The sequence below is a fragment of the Sphingobium sp. 22B genome (assembly GCF_001580035.1).
Lineage (GTDB): Bacteria > Pseudomonadota > Alphaproteobacteria > Sphingomonadales > Sphingomonadaceae > Sphingobium > Sphingobium fuliginis.
In genome coordinates, this window is record NZ_LTAB01000001.1 from 350,697 (window position 1) to 367,255 (window position 16,559).

Below are 16,559 nucleotides of genomic sequence, written 5' to 3' on the forward strand. Positions count from 1 at the left end.
CCAGGCGATCGGAACCGACCGCCGGTCCAGAATCACGGAAAAACAAGGAATCTGGAACGGCGATCCGATTCAATTTCAAAGCAGCCCGCTCAAGAACCGGTCCCATGGCAAGGTCGGGAAGGCAGTTCCCCGACCTCGCCCCAGGCAAGCGCTTATTCCAGTTCCAGAATGATCGCGTCGACCGGCAGGCTTTCCCCTTGCACGGCGGACACGCTCTTCACCACGCCCGCCTTCTGCGCGCGCAGGATATTCTCCATCTTCATCGCCTCGATCACGGCCAACGGCTGGCCGATCTCGACCTTGTCGCCTTCCTTCACATTCAGCGCCACCAGCAGGCCCGGCATCGGGCAGATCAGGAAGCGCGACAGGTCTGGCGGAATTTTCTCGATCATATGCCTGGCATGCACCGCCGCATGGGCCGGCAGGATGCGCAGCTTGTGGCTGGCGCCATGGGCGGTCAGCACGAAGCCCGAACGCACCGGCGCGATCTTCACCGCCAGTTGCTCCTCACCGAACTCCGCCTCGATCAGCCGGTCGCCGGGCGTATATTCCAGCGCCAGTTCGATGGCTTCGCCATCCACCGTGACGTCATCGCCATTGATCACGACATCATGGACCGCATCGCCGACCTTCACCTGCCAGTCGGTCGGCGGAGCGAGGCGCTTGCCAAGCTGCCCGTCGATGCGGCGCGCCCGGTCCGCCTGCGCCATGGCTGCAAAGGCGCCGATGGCCGACAGACGCTTCAGCAGCGTCTCCGAAGCCGGCGCGCCGGTGAAGCCCTCCGGATATTCCTCCGCGATGAAGCCGGTGGTGATGTTGCCCGAACGGAATCGCGCATGCTGCATCAGCGCGGAGACGAAATCGATATTATGCCCCGGCCCCTCGATCTCGAACTGGTCGAGCGCCGCGATCTGCTTGTCTATGGCTTCCAGCCGGGTCGGCGCCCAGGTGATCAGCTTGGCGATCATCGGGTCGTAGAACATGCTGACCTCGCCGCCCTCGACCACGCCGTCGTCGACGCGCACCAGCGCCCCCGTTTCATCAGCGCCGGTTTCGGGCGGATTGTAACGGATCAGGCGGCCCGTGGAGGGCAGGAAGCCGCGATAGGGGTCCTCGGCATAGACGCGGTTCTCGATCGCCCAGCCGTTGATCTTCACATCTTCCTGGGCGAAGCCCAGTTCCTCGCCATTGGCGACGCGGATCATCTGCTCGACCAGATCGAGGCCAGTGATCTCTTCCGTAACCGGATGCTCCACCTGCAGACGGGTGTTCATCTCCAGGAAGTAGAAACCGTCGCCCGTCTTGTCCGCGCCCGACACGATCAACTCGACCGTGCCTGCGCTGAAATAGCCGACCGCCCGCGCCAGGGCGACGCACTGCTCGCCCATCTTCCTGCGCATTTCGGGAGACACGAAGGGCGACGGCGCTTCCTCCACCACCTTCTGGTGGCGGCGCTGGATCGAACATTCGCGCTCATTGAGATAGACGATGTTGCCGTGCTGATCGCCCAATATCTGGATTTCGATATGGCGCGGACTTTCGATGAACTTCTCGATGAACACGCGGTCATCGCCGAAGCTGTTCAGCCCCTCGCGCTTGGTCGCCTCGAAGCCTTCGCGAACGTCCTGCTCGGAATAGGCAAGGCGCATCCCCTTGCCGCCGCCGCCGGCCGATGCCTTCATCATCACCGGATAGCCGATCTCGTTCGAGATGCGGACGGCATGTTCGGTATCCTCGATCACGCCGACATAGCCGGGGACCACATTGACGCCGGCCGCCTTGGCGAGCTTCTTCGATTCGATCTTGTCGCCCATGGCGGCGATTGCGTTGGCGGGAGGACCGACGAAGACGATGCCCGCCTCGTCCAGCGCCTTGCGGAAGCTCTCCCGCTCGGAGAGGAAGCCGTAGCCGGGGTGAACCGCGTCGGCGCCGGTCGCCCTGCACGCCTCGATGATCTTGTCGGCCAGCAGATAGGACTGGGCGGCAGGCGGCGGGCCCAGATGCACGGCCTCGTCCGCCATCAGCACATGGGGGCTGCGCGCATCCGCATCGGAATAGACCGCAACGGTCTTGATGCCCATCTTCCGCGCGGTGCGGATGACGCGGCACGCAATTTCGCCACGGTTCGCGATCAGGATCTTGGTGATTGCCATTATCTGTCCTTGCCCCAGTCCTTATTCAGTTCCTCTCACCCCGTTCGGGCTGAGCTTGTCGAAGCCCCCTCCTTCCCTTTCGAAGAGAAGTGCAGCCCTTCGACAAGCTCAGGGCGAACGGAGGTGGTGGTTGATGCTAATCGCCGTGCATGAAGGCGCCCGACGAGAACAAACCCCAGAAGATCACGGCCAGCACAACGACGATCACCGCCATCATTCGGCCGAATTTCACTCAGCCGCCTCCAGATGCCCATGCGGCTGAGCCATCATCGGCGTCAGCCCGAGCTTCCCGAGCAACGCGCTATCCTTGTCGTCCCCGGCATTGGCCGCGGTCAGCAGCTTGTCGCCGGTGAAGATGCTGTTCGCCCCCGCCATGAAGCAGAGCGCCTGACAAGCCTCGCTCATGCTCTCGCGCCCGGCGGAAAGCCGCACCATCGACTGCGGCATGACGATCCGCGCCACGGCGACCGTGCGGACGAACTCCACCTCATCGATCTTCGCGAGCGGCGTGTCCTTCAGCATATCGCCCAGCACCGTGCCCTCGACCGGCACCAGCGCGTTGATCGGCACGCTTTCGGGATGCGGCATGGTGGCGAGCGCATGCAGGAAGCCGATGCGATCCGATCGCGTCTCCCCCATGCCGACGATTCCGCCGCAGCACACATTGATGCCCGCGTCCCGGACATTTTCCAGCGTCTCGATCCGGTCCGCGAAGGTCCGGGTGGTGATGACGTTGGCGTAATTTTCCGGCGAGGTGTCGATATTGTGGTTGTAATAATCCAGCCCCGCATCGGCCAACTGCTTGGCCTGACCAGCCGACAGCATGCCCAGCGTCATGCAGGTTTCCATGCCCATCTGGCGAACGCCCTTCACCATTTCGATGAGCTTGGGCATGTCCCGTTCCTTGGGATTGCGCCACGCCGCGCCCATGCAGAAACGGCCCGAACCATGGTCCTTCGCCTGCGCCGCCGCCTGAAGCACCGCCTGCACGTCCATCAGCTTGGTGGCCTTGAGGCCGCTTTCCGCCTCGGTCGACTGGCTGCAATAGCCGCAATCCTCCGGACAACCGCCCGTCTTGATCGACAGCAGGGTCGAAAGCTGCACCTCATTGCGCGGGAAGTTCGCACGATGGATCGACTGCGCCTCGAACATCAGGTCGTTGAAGGGCAGGTCGAACAGCGCGGCGATTTCGTCGCGGGTCCAGTCAGTGCGAGGCGTCTTAGTCATTATGCGGCTTCCTCCAGCCCCGCCGGGGGCATGTTGTGGCCGAGGAGGCGCAGCACATCGGCGGCGCATTCCACGACGTTGGAGCCCGGTCCATAAATCCCTTGGACGCCTGCGTCACGGAGGAAGTCGTAATCCTGCGGCGGAATGACCCCACCCGCCACCACCTTGACGTCGTTGCGGCCCTGTTCCCGAAGCTGCCTGATGAGTTCGGGAATAAGCGTCTTGTGCCCGGCGGCCAGCGACGAGGCGCCGACCACGTCCGCGCCGCTGTCGAGCGCCAGCACCACCGTTTCCTCCGGCGTCTGGAACAGCGGGCCCGACACGATGTCGAAACCCATGTCCCCGAACGCGGACGCGATCACGTTGGCGCCCCGGTCGTGGCCGTCCTGCCCCATCTTGGCGATAAGGATCTTCGGCTTGCGACCGAGGCGCCGCTCGACGGCCTGCACCCCGTCAAGAACCTGTTGCCAGCGGGCATCCCGTGCATAGGGCTTGGAATAGACGCCCTTCACCGGCGTCGGCACCGTGCCGTATCGGTTGAAGCTGTCCTCCATGGCGGAGGAGATTTCGCCCAGCGTAGCGCGGGCACGCGCCGCTTCGACCGCATGGGCGAGAAGGTTGTTCTCGATCGACTGCTCGCCCGCAGCCGCCCGGCGCAGCGCATCCAGCGCGGCCTGACAGGCGGCCTCGTCACGCTCCGCCTTCACCTTGTTGATGCGGGCGATCTGCGCTTCACGGACCTTGCTGTTGTCGACTTCCAGCGTCTCGAGCAGGTCCTCGTTCGCCAGACGATATTTGTTCACGCCGACGATCACGTCCTCGCCCCGATCGACCCGCGCCTGACGGGCGGCGGCGGCGGTCTCGATCATCGCCTTGGGCCAGCCGGCGGCCACCGCCTTGGCCATGCCGCCTTCGGCCTCGACGCGGTCGATGATCTCCTGCGCGGCGTCGACCAGTTGCTGGGTCAGCGCCTCGATATAATAGCTGCCGCCCAGCGGATCGACGACATTGCACATGCCCGTCTCTTCCTGGATGACGATCTGCGTGTTGCGCGCGATACGGGCGGAGAAATCGGTTGGGAGCGCGATTGCCTCGTCCAGCGCATTGGTGTGCAGCGACTGCGTGCCGCCCAGCATCGCCGCCATCGCCTCGATGGTGGTGCGCATGACATTGTTATAGGGGTCCTGCTCGGTCAGCGACACGCCCGACGTCTGGCAATGGGTGCGCAGCATCTTGGAGCGCTCATCCTTGGCGCCAAGCTTCGTCATCACCCGATGCCAGAGCACGCGGGCAGCGCGCAGCTTGGCGATCTCCATGAAGAAGTTCATGCCGATGGCGAAGAAGAAGCTCAAACGCCCGGCGAACTTGTCGATGTCCAGGCCCGACGCCACGCCATAGCGCACATATTCCGCGCCGTCCGCGATGGTGAAGGCCAGTTCCTGCACCTGCGTCGCCCCGGCCTCCTGCATATGATAGCCGGAGATGGAGATGCTGTTGAACTTGGGCATCTCCCGGCTGGTATAGCCGAAAATGTCGCTGATGATCCGCATCGAGGGTTCGGGCGGGTAGATATAGGTGTTGCGGACCATGAACTCCTTAAGGATGTCGTTCTGGATGGTCCCGTCGAGCAGCCTGCGCTCGACCCCCTGCTCCTCGCCCGCGACGATGAAGAAGGCGAGGATCGGGATCACCGCGCCGTTCATGGTCATGGAAACCGACATCTGGTCGAGCGGAATGCCGTCGAACAGGATCTTCATGTCCTCGATCGTGTCGATCGCCACGCCCGCCTTGCCGACGTCACCCACGACACGCGGATGGTCGCTGTCATAGCCGCGATGGGTGGCGAGGTCGAAAGCGACGCTCAGCCCCTTCTGTCCCGCCGCCAGATTGCGGCGATAGAAAGCGTTGGATTCCTCCGCGGTCGAAAAGCCCGCATATTGCCGGATGGTCCAGGGACGCCCCGCATACATGGATGCGCGCACGCCCCGCGTGAACGGCGCGAAGCCGGGCAGGCCCGGATCGCCAACTTTATCCGGGGTGACATCCTCCGCCGTGTAGAGCGGCTTGACCGTGATCCCTTCCGGGGTTTCCCAGTTCAGGTCCTTGCCCTTCACCTCCTTGGCGGCGGCGGCGGCCCACTGGTCCAGCGTCGGCTTCTCTGTCATATCAATGCGCGCCTTCCTTGGGCGTTTCCATGATTTCGGTCAGCACCCCATTCATGTCCCTGGGATGGACGAAGAAGATCAGCGTCCCATGCGCCCCGATGCGGGGCTCGCCCAGCACCTTCTTGCCCAGCCCCTCGAACCACGCCTTGGCTTCATGAATGTCGGGCACTTCATAGCACATATGATGCTGCCCGCCCGCCGGGTTCTTGGCGATGAAGCCATGGATCGGGCTGTTCTCGCCCAAGGGTTCGATCAGCTCGATCTGCGTGCCGGCGGTGCCGTTCTCGCCCGGCGTATCCACGAAGCAGACCTTCACCCCCTGCGCCGGCAGGTCGAACGGCTCATGCGCGATGGTCGCGCCCATGACGTCTCGATAATAGGCAATCGATGCTTCCAGCGAGGGCGTCGCCACGCCGATATGATTGAGACGGCCGAGTTTCATAACGTCATTCCCAACTTCGTCATTCCCGCGACGGCGGGAATCCATCTCCCGCCCTCTCCCCGGATATGATGTCCGGAGAGGGTTCCCCGCCCGCGCGGGGATGACGGATTCACCTTAGAGCGGAATATTGTCGTGCTTCTTCCAGGGGTTCTCCAACGCCTTGTTCCGCAGCTTGCGCAGCCCCAGGGCGATCCGCTTCCGGGTCGAATGCGGCTGGATCACCTCGTCGATGAAGCCCTTGCCCGCCGCCACGAAGGGGTTGGCGAAGCGGTCCTCATATTCCTTGGTCTTTTCCGCGATCTCTTCGGGCGTCTTGCCCCGGAAGATGATCTCCACCGCGCCCTTGGCCCCCATCACCGCGATTTCGGCGGTGGGCCAGGCATAGTTGAGGTCGCCCCGCAGATGCTTGGAGGACATGACGTCATAGGCCCCGCCATAGGCCTTGCGCGTGATCACGGTGATCTTCGGCACGGTCGCCTCGGCATAGGCGAACAGCAGCTTCGCACCATGCTTGATGATGCCTGAATGCTCCTGCGCCGTCCCGGGAAGGAAGCCGGGCACGTCGACGAAGGTCACGATCGGAATCTCGAACGCATCGCAGAAGCGCACGAAGCGCCCGGCCTTCTTGGACGAGTTGATGTCCAGCACCCCGGCAAGCACCATCGGCTGGTTCGCGATGACGCCCACCGTCTTGCCCTCGACCCGGCCGAAGCCGCAGATGATGTTGCCCGCATGGGCGGGCTGCACCTCGAAGAAGTCGCCCTCGTCCACCACCTTGCGGATCAGCTCATGCATGTCATAGGGCTGGTTCGCATTGGCGGGGACCAAAGTGTCCAGGCTGTCCTCGATCCGGTCCCACGGATCGGCGCTCGGCCGCTCCGGCACCGGCTCCTTGTTGGACGCCGGCAGGAAGTCCACGAAATCGCGCACCGCCAGCAGCGCCTCGATGTCGTTCTCGAACGCAAGGTCGGCCACGCCCGATTTGGTGGTATGCGTCACCGCCCCGCCCAGTTCCTCCTGCGTCACGACCTCGTTGGTGACGGTCTTCACCACGTCCGGGCCGGTCACGAACATGAAGCTCGAATCCTTCACCATGAAGATGAAGTCGGTCATCGCCGGCGAATAGACCGCGCCGCCCGCGCACGGCCCCATGATCACGCTGATCTGCGGCACCACGCCCGACGCCAGCACATTGCGCTGGAAAATCTCGGCATAGCCCGCCAGCGAAGCCACGCCTTCCTGGATGCGCGCGCCGCCCGAGTCATTGAGGCCGATCACGGGAGCGCCCACCTTCAGCGCCATGTCCATGATCTTGCAGATCTTCATCGCGTGCCGTTCCGACACCGCGCCGCCATAGACGGTGAAGTCCTGGCTGAAGACATAGACCAGCCGGCCGTTGATGGTGCCCGATCCGGTGACGACGCCGTCGCCGGGTATATGCTGCCCGTCCATGCCGAAGTCGATGCAGTTGTGCTCGACATACATGTCCAGCTCCTCGAAGCTGTCCTCGTCCAGCAACACGTCCAGCCGCTCCCGCGCGGTCAGCTTGCCCTTGGCATGCTGCGCGTCGATGCGGCGCTGTCCGCCGCCCAGACGCGCGGCCTCCCGCTTGGCTTCGAGCTGTTCGATGATGGCGAGCTTCGACATATCAGGCTTTTCTCCGGCTTGTCGCGGACGTCTATGTCCGCCCCTTCCCAATCTTTCCGCATTTTCGCAAATGCAATTTTGCCAATTTGCAAATCGCGATTTTGCAAATTATGGACGATCCATGGCTCGTGGCAATCGAATCTTCGCAGGACCGCGCCTGCGCCAACTCCGTCTCGACCATCGCATGGACCAGGCGACCATGGCCCAGGCCCTTGGCATATCGGTATCCTATCTCAGCCAGCTTGAGAATGACGACCGCCCCCTGACGGCCAAGGTCAAGGCGGCCGTCGCCAGCGCCTTTCCCACCGACTGGGCCAGCTTCGACAGCCGGGAGGAGGAACAGCTTCTGGGCGCCTTCACCTTCGCCCTCGCCCATCCCGAACTGCCCGGCGTGCCGATGGAGCCGGAACGGATCGAGAAGCTGCACCTGCATTTTCCCGAATTCGCGGCGCGCTATGTCGACCTCTACAATGCCCATATGCGCGCCAATGAACGCATCAACATGATCGAGGAGGCCATAGCCAACGATCATGCGGTGCAGGCCCGCCTGCCCTGGGAAGCGGCGCGCGACTGGTTCCACGAAGCGGGCAATTACGTCCATGTCCTTGACTGCCTGGCGGAGGACATGGCCGCCAGCTTCACCGCCGGCCAGACGCTGGACGAAGGCATGCTGGTGGAGGCGCTGGCCCGCCGCCACGGCATCGAAACGCTGATCGCGGAAACGCCGGATTCCGCGCTCCGCTCCTATACCAGCAGCGAAAAGCGCCTGTTCGTGAACGCCGCCCTGCCCACCGAAAGCCGCAAATTCATGCTCGCCCACCAGTTGATGATGCTGGAGGGGCAGGCCGTGATCGCGGACGTGGTCAACAGGGCGGCGCTGCCCGTGCCCGGCGCGGACCGGCTGCTCGCCATCGGCCTCGCCAATTATGCGGCGGGGGCGCTGCTGATGCCCTATGCCCCCTTCCGCGAAGCCGCCCGCGAAGTCCGCCATGACATAGACCGTCTCGCGCGCCGCTTCGGCGTCAGCTTCGAACAGGCCTGCCACCGCCTCTCGACGCTGCAAAGGCCCGGCCTGCGGGGCATCCCCTTCTTCTTCTGCCGCGTCGACATGGCGGGCAACATCACCAAGCGCCACAGCGCCACCCGCCTGCAATTCGCCCGCTTCGGCGGCGCCTGCCCCTTATGGAACGTCCATGAAGCGGTCGCCGTCCCCGACCGGATCAACGTGCAACTGGGCGAAACGCCCGACGGCGTCCGCTATGTGTCCATGGCGAAGGGTCTGGTTAAACCCTCCGGCAGCTACAGCCGCACGCCGCGCCGCTTCGCCGTCGTGCTGGGCTGCGAAATCGCGCATGCCGCCAATTTCGTCTATGCCGACGGCCTGCAACTGGAGGTGGAGGGCGCGGCAACCCCGATCGGCATCACCTGCCGCCTCTGCCCCCGCCAGAGCTGCGACCAACGCGCCTTCCCGCCCGCGGACCGCCCGATCCGCGTCGATCCCGACAATCGCCAGATCGTGCCCTATTGGATCGGCTAGGCACACCGCTTTCCTCGCTGCGCCCGGACCGCTGGGCTAATCCGGCAATTCCAGTTCCCCCTCCAGAAAATCGAGAAAAGCCCGCACCCGCGCCGCCAGCCGGTCCTGCGCGGAATAGAGCGCGTGAATATCCTCGCCCTCCCCCGTGCTGAAATCGCCCAGCACCTCGACCAGCCGCCCTTCCCGCACGTCGGCGGCGACGTGAAAGCGCCCGTGCCGCGCTATGCCGCCGCCCGCGATCGCCATCTGCCGCACGACCTCGCCCGAATTGCCGAAGAAACGCCCCTGCACCGGACGCTGCACCGTCCGCCCGCCGATCCGGAAGGCCCAGCTGTCCACCGATCGACGAAAGCTGAACTGCAGGCAGTCATGCCCGTCCAGATCGTCCGGCCTGAGCGGCATGCCCCGCGCAGCCAGATAGGCGGGACTGGCGACCAGCACCATGCGGCTGCGCCCCAGCTTCTTGGCGCGCAGCCGCGTATCGCGCAGCGGCCCGATCCGGATGGCGATGTCGGCCCTCTCCTCGACCAGGTCCACCACCGCATCGGATAACGCCAGATCGACCGTCACGGCCGGATGCCGGGCCAGAAAGCGGGGCAGGATCGGCAACAGGCAGTGGATGCCGAAGGATACGGAGGCATTCACCCGCAACAGCCCTCGCGGTCCCTGCTCCTCCTGCCCCAGCCTGCTTTCGACATCGGTCATTTCCGCCATCAGCGCCGACATCCGGTCGCGATAGGCGGCCCCTTCCATCGTCAGCGCCAGCGACCGCGTGGTCCGCCGCAGCAGGGTGACGCCCAGCCGCTGCTCCAGCCGGGCGATGCTGCGGCTGACGGCGGACGGCGTCAGCCGCAAGGCCCTGGCGGCGGAGGCAAGGCTGCCCTCCTGCGCCACCGCCAGAAACGTCTCTATATCCCCGAAGCGGTTGTCCATGCATCGCTCATGATCTGAAATCACTTCTATAGTGACGACGATCATTCTAATCATCAATGATCCCTTCTCCTATTTCTGCGTTCACTCACGCAGAACAGGAGTTGCCCCATGGATCTGAAACTCAACGGCAGGACCGCGCTCGTCACCGGATCGACCGCCGGGATCGGCTTTGCCATCGCCAGGCGCCTTGCCGAAGAAGGTGTGGAGGTCGTGATCGCCGGCCGCAATCAGGCCAAGCTCGACGATGCGGCCGCGCAGCTTGCCCAGTCCGGCAGGGTCCGCCCGATCCTGGCCGATCCCGCGACGGCGCAGGGCGCGGCCACGCTCATCGAAGCCGCTCCGGACGTCGACATCCTCGTCAACAATCTCGGCATCTACGAAGCCAAGCCCTTCACCGAAATCTCCGACGAGGACTGGCATCATTTCTTCGAGGTCAACGTCGTCAGCGGCGCCCGCCTCGCCCGTCATTATTTCCCACGCATGATCGCGAAGAACTGGGGCCGCATCATCTTCATCGCCAGCGAAAGCGCGCTGGTGATCCCCGGCGAGATGATCCACTACGGCATGACCAAGACCGCCCAGCTCGCCATCGCCCGCGGTCTGGCCGAACAGACGCGCGGCACCGGCGTGACGGTGAATTCGGTGTTGCCCGGCCCCACCCGTTCGGAAGGGATCGTCGACTTCATCCAGTCGGTGGTCGAAAACAAGGACGCGCCCGAGGCCGAACGCGAAGCGGAATTCTTCCGGACGCTGCGCCCGCTCTCCCTCGTCCGCCGGCTGATCGAGGCGGACGAGATCGGGTCGATGGTCGCCTATCTCGCCAGCCCGCTCGCCGCCGTCACCAACGGCGCGGCGATCCGGGCGGAGGGCGGGATCGTCCCCACCATAGCCTGATAGGGCCGCCCGATATGGGCGCCCGATCCATATCCTGCTTGCGGGAACTGGCCCTGTCGCTCGTCTGTCTCTCCGGATAGGAAGGACGGATGAGCGACACGGACATTCTCATGGACACGCCCCTCCGGCACGAACTGGCGGAAGCCGGCTATGCCCGCCTGTCCGGGGCAGACCTGTTCGAACGGCTCCCCTCCGCCGGCTGGAACGCGCTCGCGCGAAGCTGGGACGATCTCGGCCCCGATCTCTATATGGCGGACGGAGGGCGCTATCGCCGCCGCCGCCATGCGACCTTCGCCTGCGAACAGGGCGTCTTCACGCGCCAACGGCACCAGCCGCATTTCCAGAGCCGCGACTATAATCCCCTGAATGGCGATGTGCAGCGCTGGTTCGATCCCGTCGAGCAGGGCACCATCGACAATAGCGCGATGCAGGCGATCTTCGCCTTCTGCGCGCGCAGCTTCCCCCTGGCCGGACGGCAGCATGTCGAACTCCACCAGTTCCGCATAGAGGCCCGCACCGGGGAACTGGGCCGCCCCACGCCGGAGGGCATGCACCGCGACGGCGTCGACTGGGTCTTCGTCATGCTGGTCGAACGCCGCAACGTCCGCGAAGGCGTCACCCGAATCGGCACGCCGGAGGGCGGCGCATTGGGCGAATTCACCCTTGCCCGCCCCGGCGACGCGGTGCTGATCGACGACCACCGCATCATGCACGGCGTCACCGAAATCCATGCGGTCGACCCGGCGCAACCCGCCTGGCGCGACGCTCTCGTCCTCACCTTCGCGGCCGGCGCCTGAGCCTTATTTCAACAGCACCAGCTCCTCGGCCATGCTCGGATGCAGGGCGACGGTGTCGTCGAACTCCTGCTTGGTGAGGCCGGCCTTCACCGCAATCGCCGCCGCCTGAAGGATTTCCGGCGCATCCGGCCCGATCATGTGCAGCCCGACCACGCGATTGGTCGTCGCGTCCACCACCATCTTGTAGAGCGCCCGCTCGTCCCGCCCGGCCAGCACATTCTTCATCGGCCGGAAGTCGGAGGTATAGACCTTCACCGTCCCATATTTGTTCTTCGCCTGCGCCTCGGTCAGCCCCACGCCCGCCAGCGGCGGATGGCTGAACACGGCGGAGGGCACGCAATCATAATCGACCGTGCGCGGATTGTCCCCGAACACCGTATCCGCAAAGGCATGCCCTTCGCGGATCGCGACCGGGGTGAGCTGCATCCGGTCGGTGACGTCGCCCACCGCATAGATGCTCTCGCAGCTCGTGCGGCTATATTCATCGACCTTGATCGCGCCCTTGTCGCTCAGTTCGACCCCGGCATTCTCCAGCCCCAGTCCATCGACATGCGGCTTGCGCCCGGTCGCGAAGACCAGCAGGTCGCAGGCGATCGGATCGCCGCTCCTGAACCGGACGCACAGCGTGCCGTCCTCATTCTTCTCGATCTTCTCCATCTCGGCGTTGAAGCGGAAATTGATCCCCTTCATCGTCGAAATCTGGAGCAGCCGGTCGCGGATCTGCTCGTCATAGCCGCGCAGCAGGGTGTTGGACCGGTTGACGATCGTCACATGGCTGCCGAACTGGTGGAAGATGCCCGCAAATTCATTGGCGATATAGCCGCCGCCGACAATCACGATCCGCTTCGGGCATTCCTCCAGGTGGAACAGTTCATTGGACGTCACGCCATGCTCCGCCCCCTCGATATCGGGAACGATGGGCCAGGCGCCGGTCGAGACGAGGATATATCTGGCCGTGACCTCGCGCCCGCTGGCCAGCTTCACGCCATGCGGCCCGGTGATCGTCGCCCGCTCGGGGATCAGTTCGACCTCATGGCTGTCCAGCGTATTCTTGTAGAGGCCCTCCAGCCGGTCGACATCGGCCAGCACATTGTCGCGCAGCGTCGTCCATTCGAAGCCGCAATCGGGCACATTCCAGCCGAAGCGCCGCGCATCCTTCAGATCCTCGGCAAAATGCGCGCCATAGATGAGCAGCTTCTTGGGCACGCAGCCGCGAATGACGCAGGTGCCGCCGACCCGATATTCCTCGGCCACCGCCACCTTCGCGCCATGCGCCGCCGCCACGCGCGAAGCCCGCACGCCGCCGGATCCCGCCCCGATGACGAAAAGGTCGAAGTCGTAATTGCTCATCCATCCCTCCGCTAGATTGCGCCCGCATATGGAGCGTCCCCAGCAGAGTTACAAACCAGAATCTTCTTTCTCCCCTCCCGCAGGCGGGAGGGGCCGGGGGTGGGCGCGAGCAAAGCGCGCCTTCCAATGCCACCCCCTCCCACAATCGGGAGGGATTCATTCGTCAAACCCCGCCCAAAGCCAGATCGATCAAAGCCATGGTCGAAGGATCGAACCCCTTCGGCCCCTCCGCCTCGATGGACCTGGCGATTTCCTTGCCCAGTTCGACACCGAACTGATCGAACGGATTGATCCCCATCAGCACCGCATTGGCAAAGGTCCGATGCTCGTAGAAAGCGATCAGCGCCCCCAGAACCTCCGGCGTCACGTCGTCCAGCAATATGGTGGTCGAAGGCCGGTTCCCCGGATAGGCCCGCGCCGGATCGGCCTCATTTTCCTTGCCCCGCAGCAAAGCCGCGCCCTGCGCGAAGCAGTTCACCAGCAAGGCCCGATGATGCGCCGGATCGAGCGCATGGCCCGGCTCGATGGAGGCGATGAACTCCACCGGCGTCAGGATCGTCCCCTGATGCAGCAGCTGGAACACGGCATGCTGCGCGTCCGTGCCGACGCCGCCCCAGGTGATCGCCGCCGTCGGTCCATCGACGGACTTGCCGTCGCGCGTCACGCTCTTGCCGTTGCTCTCCATCTCCAGTTGCTGGAGATAGGAGGGCAGCAGCCGCAGCCTTTCGTCATAGGCGAACAGCGCCCGCGTCTGGCATCCCAGCACCCGCGCATAATATTGGTCGACAAAAGCGGCGATCAGCGGCGCGTTCTGCCTGGGGTCGCTCAGCCGGAAATGCCGGTCCATCGCCGCCGCGCCTTCCAGCAGGCTCTCGAACGCATCCCATCCCAGCGCCAGCGCCGCCGGAAATCCGATCGAGGACCAGAGCGAATAACGCCCGCCTACGCTCTCCGCGAAGGGCAGCACGCGCGTTTCATCCACGCCCCATTCGATCGCCTTGTCAGGCGATGCGGTCAGCGCGATCACCCGGCCATAGGGGTCTTCCACCCCCGCCTCGACCATCCAGTTGATCGCGCTCGCCGCGTTCAGCATGGTTTCCGTCGTGGTGAAGGTCTTGGATGCCACCGCGATCAGCGTCGCTTCGGGATCGAAGCGGGAAATCGCCCGCTCCAGCGCCGTGCCGTCGACATTGGACACGATGGCGACGTCATAGCGCGCTCCGTCGCCGCCCAATGCATCGACGATCAGGTCGGGCCCCAGCGCCGACCCGCCAATGCCGATATGCAATATATGCCGGATCGGCCCCAGCGCCTCGCCCTCTATGGCGTCGATCAACGCCCGCATCCGCGCATGGAACATCTTGGCCCGCGCCACGCTGTCGGCATTGCCCTCGCCCCGCTCGGCGGGATGCTCGGCGGCACGGCCCTCGGTGTTGTTCACCGCCTCGCCCGCGAACAGGGCATCCCGCTGCGCGGCAAAGCCCTTTTCCTCGGCCAGCGCCAGGAATCCCTCGAACAGCTCGTCGGTCAGATGCGTTTTCGACCAGTCGAAGCGCACGGGCCCCTGGCGCAGGGTGAACTTGCTCAGCCGGTCGGGATCGGTGGTGAAGATGGACTTGAGATCGGCCTGGGGAAGAGCCGCGAGCGCTGCCAGTGCAGGGCTGGACATTGGGATATATCCTCTTGTTTTGCCGTTGATCGATACCGACGCTGCACCTGTCGATTCTTGCCCATCCTAGCCAAGTCGTTCCGCTATTGCACCGTTCGAGGGGAAAAATCGGGCTGCGGGGCAGCATGAAGTGACAACCCGTTGGTCTCTAGCCCGCTTGACGGCGGCTTTACTAACCCGCAAAAGCCGCGACGGCCTGTTTTCAGGGCGAATTGAAGGAAAAGACGACCAAGCATGAGCGCAAAATCCGAAACGCGGGATTTCCTCTGGTTTCTCGCAAAGCTGGCGGTGTTCGTCTTCGTCCTTCGCAGCTTCATCGTGTCGCCCTTCAACATCCCGTCGGAATCGATGCAGCCGCGCCTGCTGATCGGGGATTATCTGCTGGTGGCGAAATGGCCCTATGGCTATTCGCGCTATTCGCTGCCCTTCGGCATACCGCTGATCCCCGGCCGCATCTTCGCCTCGACGCCGCAGCGCGGCGACGTGGTGGTGTTCAAGGCACCGCCAAACCAGAAGAACGACTATATCAAGCGCGTCATCGGCCTGCCCGGCGACATGATCTCCGTGCGCGGGGGCACCGTCTATCTGAACGGTCAGGCCATTCCGAAGCAGAAGGTGGCCGACCTCGTCATACCGGTGACGCCCAATATGGAGGATGCGGCGGCGAAGGAAGGCAGTCCGTCCCCCTGCTACCGCCCCAAATTCGAGGAGGCCGTACCCGGCGGCCGCCAGTGCCGCTACCCCCAATATCGGGAGACGCTGCCGGGCGGCAAAAGCTACAATGTCCTCGACCTGGTGCCGGACGGCGCGGCCGACGACCGCGACACGGTGGTGGTGCCCGAAGGCCATCTCTTCATGATGGGCGACAATCGCGACCGCAGCGCGGACAGCCGCTTCCCGGCGGTCGACGGCGGCGGCATCGGCCTTGTTCCTGAGGAAAATCTGGTCGGCAAGGCGATGATCTCCGTCTTCTCGACCGACGGCAGCGCCAACTGGCTGCTGCCCTGGACATGGGTGTCCGCCGCGCGCTGGAGCCGCATCGGGGAAGGCTTTTGACGAAACCCGACACCGAAGGCTGGCTGAGCGCCCTGATCGGCCGCGCGCCGAAGGACCCGGCCGCCTTCAACCAGGCGCTGACCCATGGCAGCGCCCATGCGGTGAATTATGAACGGCTGGAATTCCTGGGCGACCGCATCCTGGGCCTGCTGATCGCGGAATGGCTCTACGACCGCTTTTCGGGCGAACCCGAAGGCAAGCTTTCCCGCCGCTTCAACGCGCTGGTTTCCGGGGAGACCTGCGCCGAAGTCGCCCGCAGCGCCGGGGTTCCGGCTCATCTGGTGCTCGGCAAGCAGGCCCGCGACGACGGCGCCGCCGACAGCGACAATGTGCTGGGCGACGTCATGGAGGCGCTGATCGGCGCGCTCTATCTGGAGGGCGGCCTGAAGGAGGCCCGCGCCCTCGTCCGCCGTCTTTGGGCCGACCGCGTCGACACCCAGTCCAGCGCGCCCAAACACCCCAAGTCCGCGCTTCAGGAATGGGCCGCCGCCAACAAGCGCAAACCGCCGGAATATGCGATGACCGACCGCTCCGGCCCCCACCACGCCCTGAAATTCACCGTCACGGTCAGCATCAAGGGCGCAGGCGAAGCAAGCGCGACGGGCGGTTCCAAGCAGGAAGCGGAAACCGCAGCGGCGAAGGCATTGCTGGACCAACTCACCGCTTAACCGCCCCACGCCCGCAACTGG

13 protein-coding genes are annotated in these 16,559 nt (G+C 64.6%); 5 read left to right on the forward strand and 8 right to left on the reverse strand.

What is annotated here, in order from left to right; all coding sequences use genetic code 11:
- Positions 1 to 152: 152 nt before the first annotated feature.
- The 5 genes from A0J57_RS01610 to A0J57_RS01630 form a co-directional block, all read right to left on the reverse strand.
- Positions 153 to 2,153 carry an acetyl/propionyl/methylcrotonyl-CoA carboxylase subunit alpha gene (locus A0J57_RS01610; RefSeq protein WP_061934213.1) on the reverse strand — a complete coding sequence of 667 codons (2,001 nt, stop codon included), beginning with the start codon at positions 2,151 to 2,153 and terminating at the stop codon, positions 153 to 155.
- A gap of 228 nt (positions 2,154 to 2,381) precedes the next feature.
- Positions 2,382 to 3,380, reverse strand: coding sequence for a biotin synthase BioB (gene bioB / locus A0J57_RS01615; protein WP_025547353.1), 999 nt, complete (start codon positions 3,378 to 3,380; stop codon positions 2,382 to 2,384).
- Complete coding sequence (gene scpA, locus A0J57_RS01620; protein WP_061934215.1) at positions 3,380 to 5,545, reverse strand: methylmalonyl-CoA mutase; 2,166 nt, start codon at positions 5,543 to 5,545, stop codon at positions 3,380 to 3,382. Before scpA ends, bioB begins: the two co-directional genes overlap by 1 nt.
- Before the next feature lies 1 nt (position 5,546).
- On the reverse strand, positions 5,547 to 5,987 hold the full coding sequence (mce, locus tag A0J57_RS01625; RefSeq protein ID WP_025547355.1) for a methylmalonyl-CoA epimerase: 441 nt from the start codon (positions 5,985 to 5,987) through the stop codon (positions 5,547 to 5,549).
- Between the two features lie 114 nt (positions 5,988 to 6,101).
- The gene (locus tag A0J57_RS01630) at positions 6,102 to 7,634 is read right to left on the reverse strand and encodes an acyl-CoA carboxylase subunit beta (RefSeq protein WP_025547356.1); all 1,533 of its coding nucleotides are present in this window, start codon (positions 7,632 to 7,634) and stop codon (positions 6,102 to 6,104) included.
- Positions 7,635 to 7,755: 121 nt separating this feature from the next.
- On the opposite strand from A0J57_RS01630, the gene A0J57_RS01635 reads away from it, so the two are divergent.
- The gene (locus A0J57_RS01635) at positions 7,756 to 9,171 is read left to right on the forward strand and encodes a short-chain fatty acyl-CoA regulator family protein (protein ID WP_025547357.1); all 1,416 of its coding nucleotides are present in this window, start codon (positions 7,756 to 7,758) and stop codon (positions 9,169 to 9,171) included.
- A gap of 36 nt (positions 9,172 to 9,207) precedes the next feature.
- Here A0J57_RS01635 and A0J57_RS01640 read toward each other — a convergent pair whose 3' ends face one another.
- A complete protein-coding gene (locus A0J57_RS01640) occupies positions 9,208 to 10,104 on the reverse strand; it encodes a LysR family transcriptional regulator (RefSeq protein WP_048578027.1) in 897 nt (298 codons plus the stop codon).
- Between the two features lie 108 nt (positions 10,105 to 10,212).
- On the opposite strand from A0J57_RS01640, the gene A0J57_RS01645 reads away from it, so the two are divergent.
- A complete protein-coding gene (locus tag A0J57_RS01645; RefSeq protein ID WP_061934217.1) occupies positions 10,213 to 10,998 on the forward strand; it encodes an SDR family NAD(P)-dependent oxidoreductase in 786 nt (261 codons plus the stop codon).
- Between the two features lie 89 nt (positions 10,999 to 11,087).
- Positions 11,088 to 11,795, forward strand: a complete 708-nt coding sequence (locus A0J57_RS01650) for a 2OG-Fe dioxygenase family protein (protein WP_061934219.1) — start codon at positions 11,088 to 11,090, stop codon at positions 11,793 to 11,795.
- Positions 11,796 to 11,798: 3 nt separating this feature from the next.
- Here A0J57_RS01650 and gor read toward each other — a convergent pair whose 3' ends face one another.
- Entirely contained in the window at positions 11,799 to 13,145 is a 1,347-nt protein-coding gene (gene gor, locus A0J57_RS01655; RefSeq protein WP_025547364.1) for a glutathione-disulfide reductase, read from the reverse strand.
- Between the two features lie 163 nt (positions 13,146 to 13,308).
- Positions 13,309 to 14,814 (reverse strand): glucose-6-phosphate isomerase, encoded by a 1,506-nt coding sequence (pgi, locus tag A0J57_RS01660; RefSeq protein ID WP_061934221.1) that lies wholly within the window; start codon positions 14,812 to 14,814, stop codon positions 13,309 to 13,311.
- A 234-nt stretch (positions 14,815 to 15,048) separates the two neighbouring features.
- Here pgi and lepB point away from each other — a divergent pair, with 234 nt between their 5' ends.
- A complete protein-coding gene (gene lepB, locus A0J57_RS01665; RefSeq protein ID WP_025547367.1) occupies positions 15,049 to 15,870 on the forward strand; it encodes a signal peptidase I in 822 nt (273 codons plus the stop codon).
- The gene (gene rnc, locus A0J57_RS01670; protein WP_061934223.1) at positions 15,825 to 16,538 is read left to right on the forward strand and encodes a ribonuclease III; all 714 of its coding nucleotides are present in this window, start codon (positions 15,825 to 15,827) and stop codon (positions 16,536 to 16,538) included. The genes lepB and rnc overlap by 46 nt, the downstream gene beginning before the upstream one ends.
- The last annotated feature ends 21 nt before the right edge of the window (positions 16,539 to 16,559 follow it).

Bases quoted from the DNA above. Each gene is read 5' to 3' on its own strand.
- A0J57_RS01610 (WP_061934213.1), bottom strand. From the start codon at position 2,153: ATGGCAATCACCAAGATCCTGATCGCGAACCGTGGCGAAATTGCGTGC.
- bioB (WP_025547353.1), bottom strand. From the start codon at position 3,380: ATGACTAAGACGCCTCGCACTGACTGGACCCGCGACGAAATCGCCGCG.
- scpA (WP_061934215.1), bottom strand. From the start codon at position 5,545: ATGACAGAGAAGCCGACGCTGGACCAGTGGGCCGCCGCCGCCGCCAAG.
- mce (WP_025547355.1), bottom strand. From the start codon at position 5,987: ATGAAACTCGGCCGTCTCAATCATATCGGCGTGGCGACGCCCTCGCTG.
- A0J57_RS01630 (WP_025547356.1), bottom strand. From the start codon at position 7,634: ATGTCGAAGCTCGCCATCATCGAACAGCTCGAAGCCAAGCGGGAGGCC.
- A0J57_RS01635 (WP_025547357.1), top strand. From the start codon at position 7,756: ATGGCTCGTGGCAATCGAATCTTCGCAGGACCGCGCCTGCGCCAACTC.
- A0J57_RS01640 (WP_048578027.1), bottom strand. From the start codon at position 10,104: ATGGACAACCGCTTCGGGGATATAGAGACGTTTCTGGCGGTGGCGCAG.
- A0J57_RS01645 (WP_061934217.1), top strand. From the start codon at position 10,213: ATGGATCTGAAACTCAACGGCAGGACCGCGCTCGTCACCGGATCGACC.
- A0J57_RS01650 (WP_061934219.1), top strand. From the start codon at position 11,088: ATGAGCGACACGGACATTCTCATGGACACGCCCCTCCGGCACGAACTG.
- gor (WP_025547364.1), bottom strand. From the start codon at position 13,145: ATGAGCAATTACGACTTCGACCTTTTCGTCATCGGGGCGGGATCCGGC.
- pgi (WP_061934221.1), bottom strand. From the start codon at position 14,814: ATGTCCAGCCCTGCACTGGCAGCGCTCGCGGCTCTTCCCCAGGCCGAT.
- lepB (WP_025547367.1), top strand. From the start codon at position 15,049: ATGAGCGCAAAATCCGAAACGCGGGATTTCCTCTGGTTTCTCGCAAAG.
- rnc (WP_061934223.1), top strand. From the start codon at position 15,825: ATGGGTGTCCGCCGCGCGCTGGAGCCGCATCGGGGAAGGCTTTTGACG.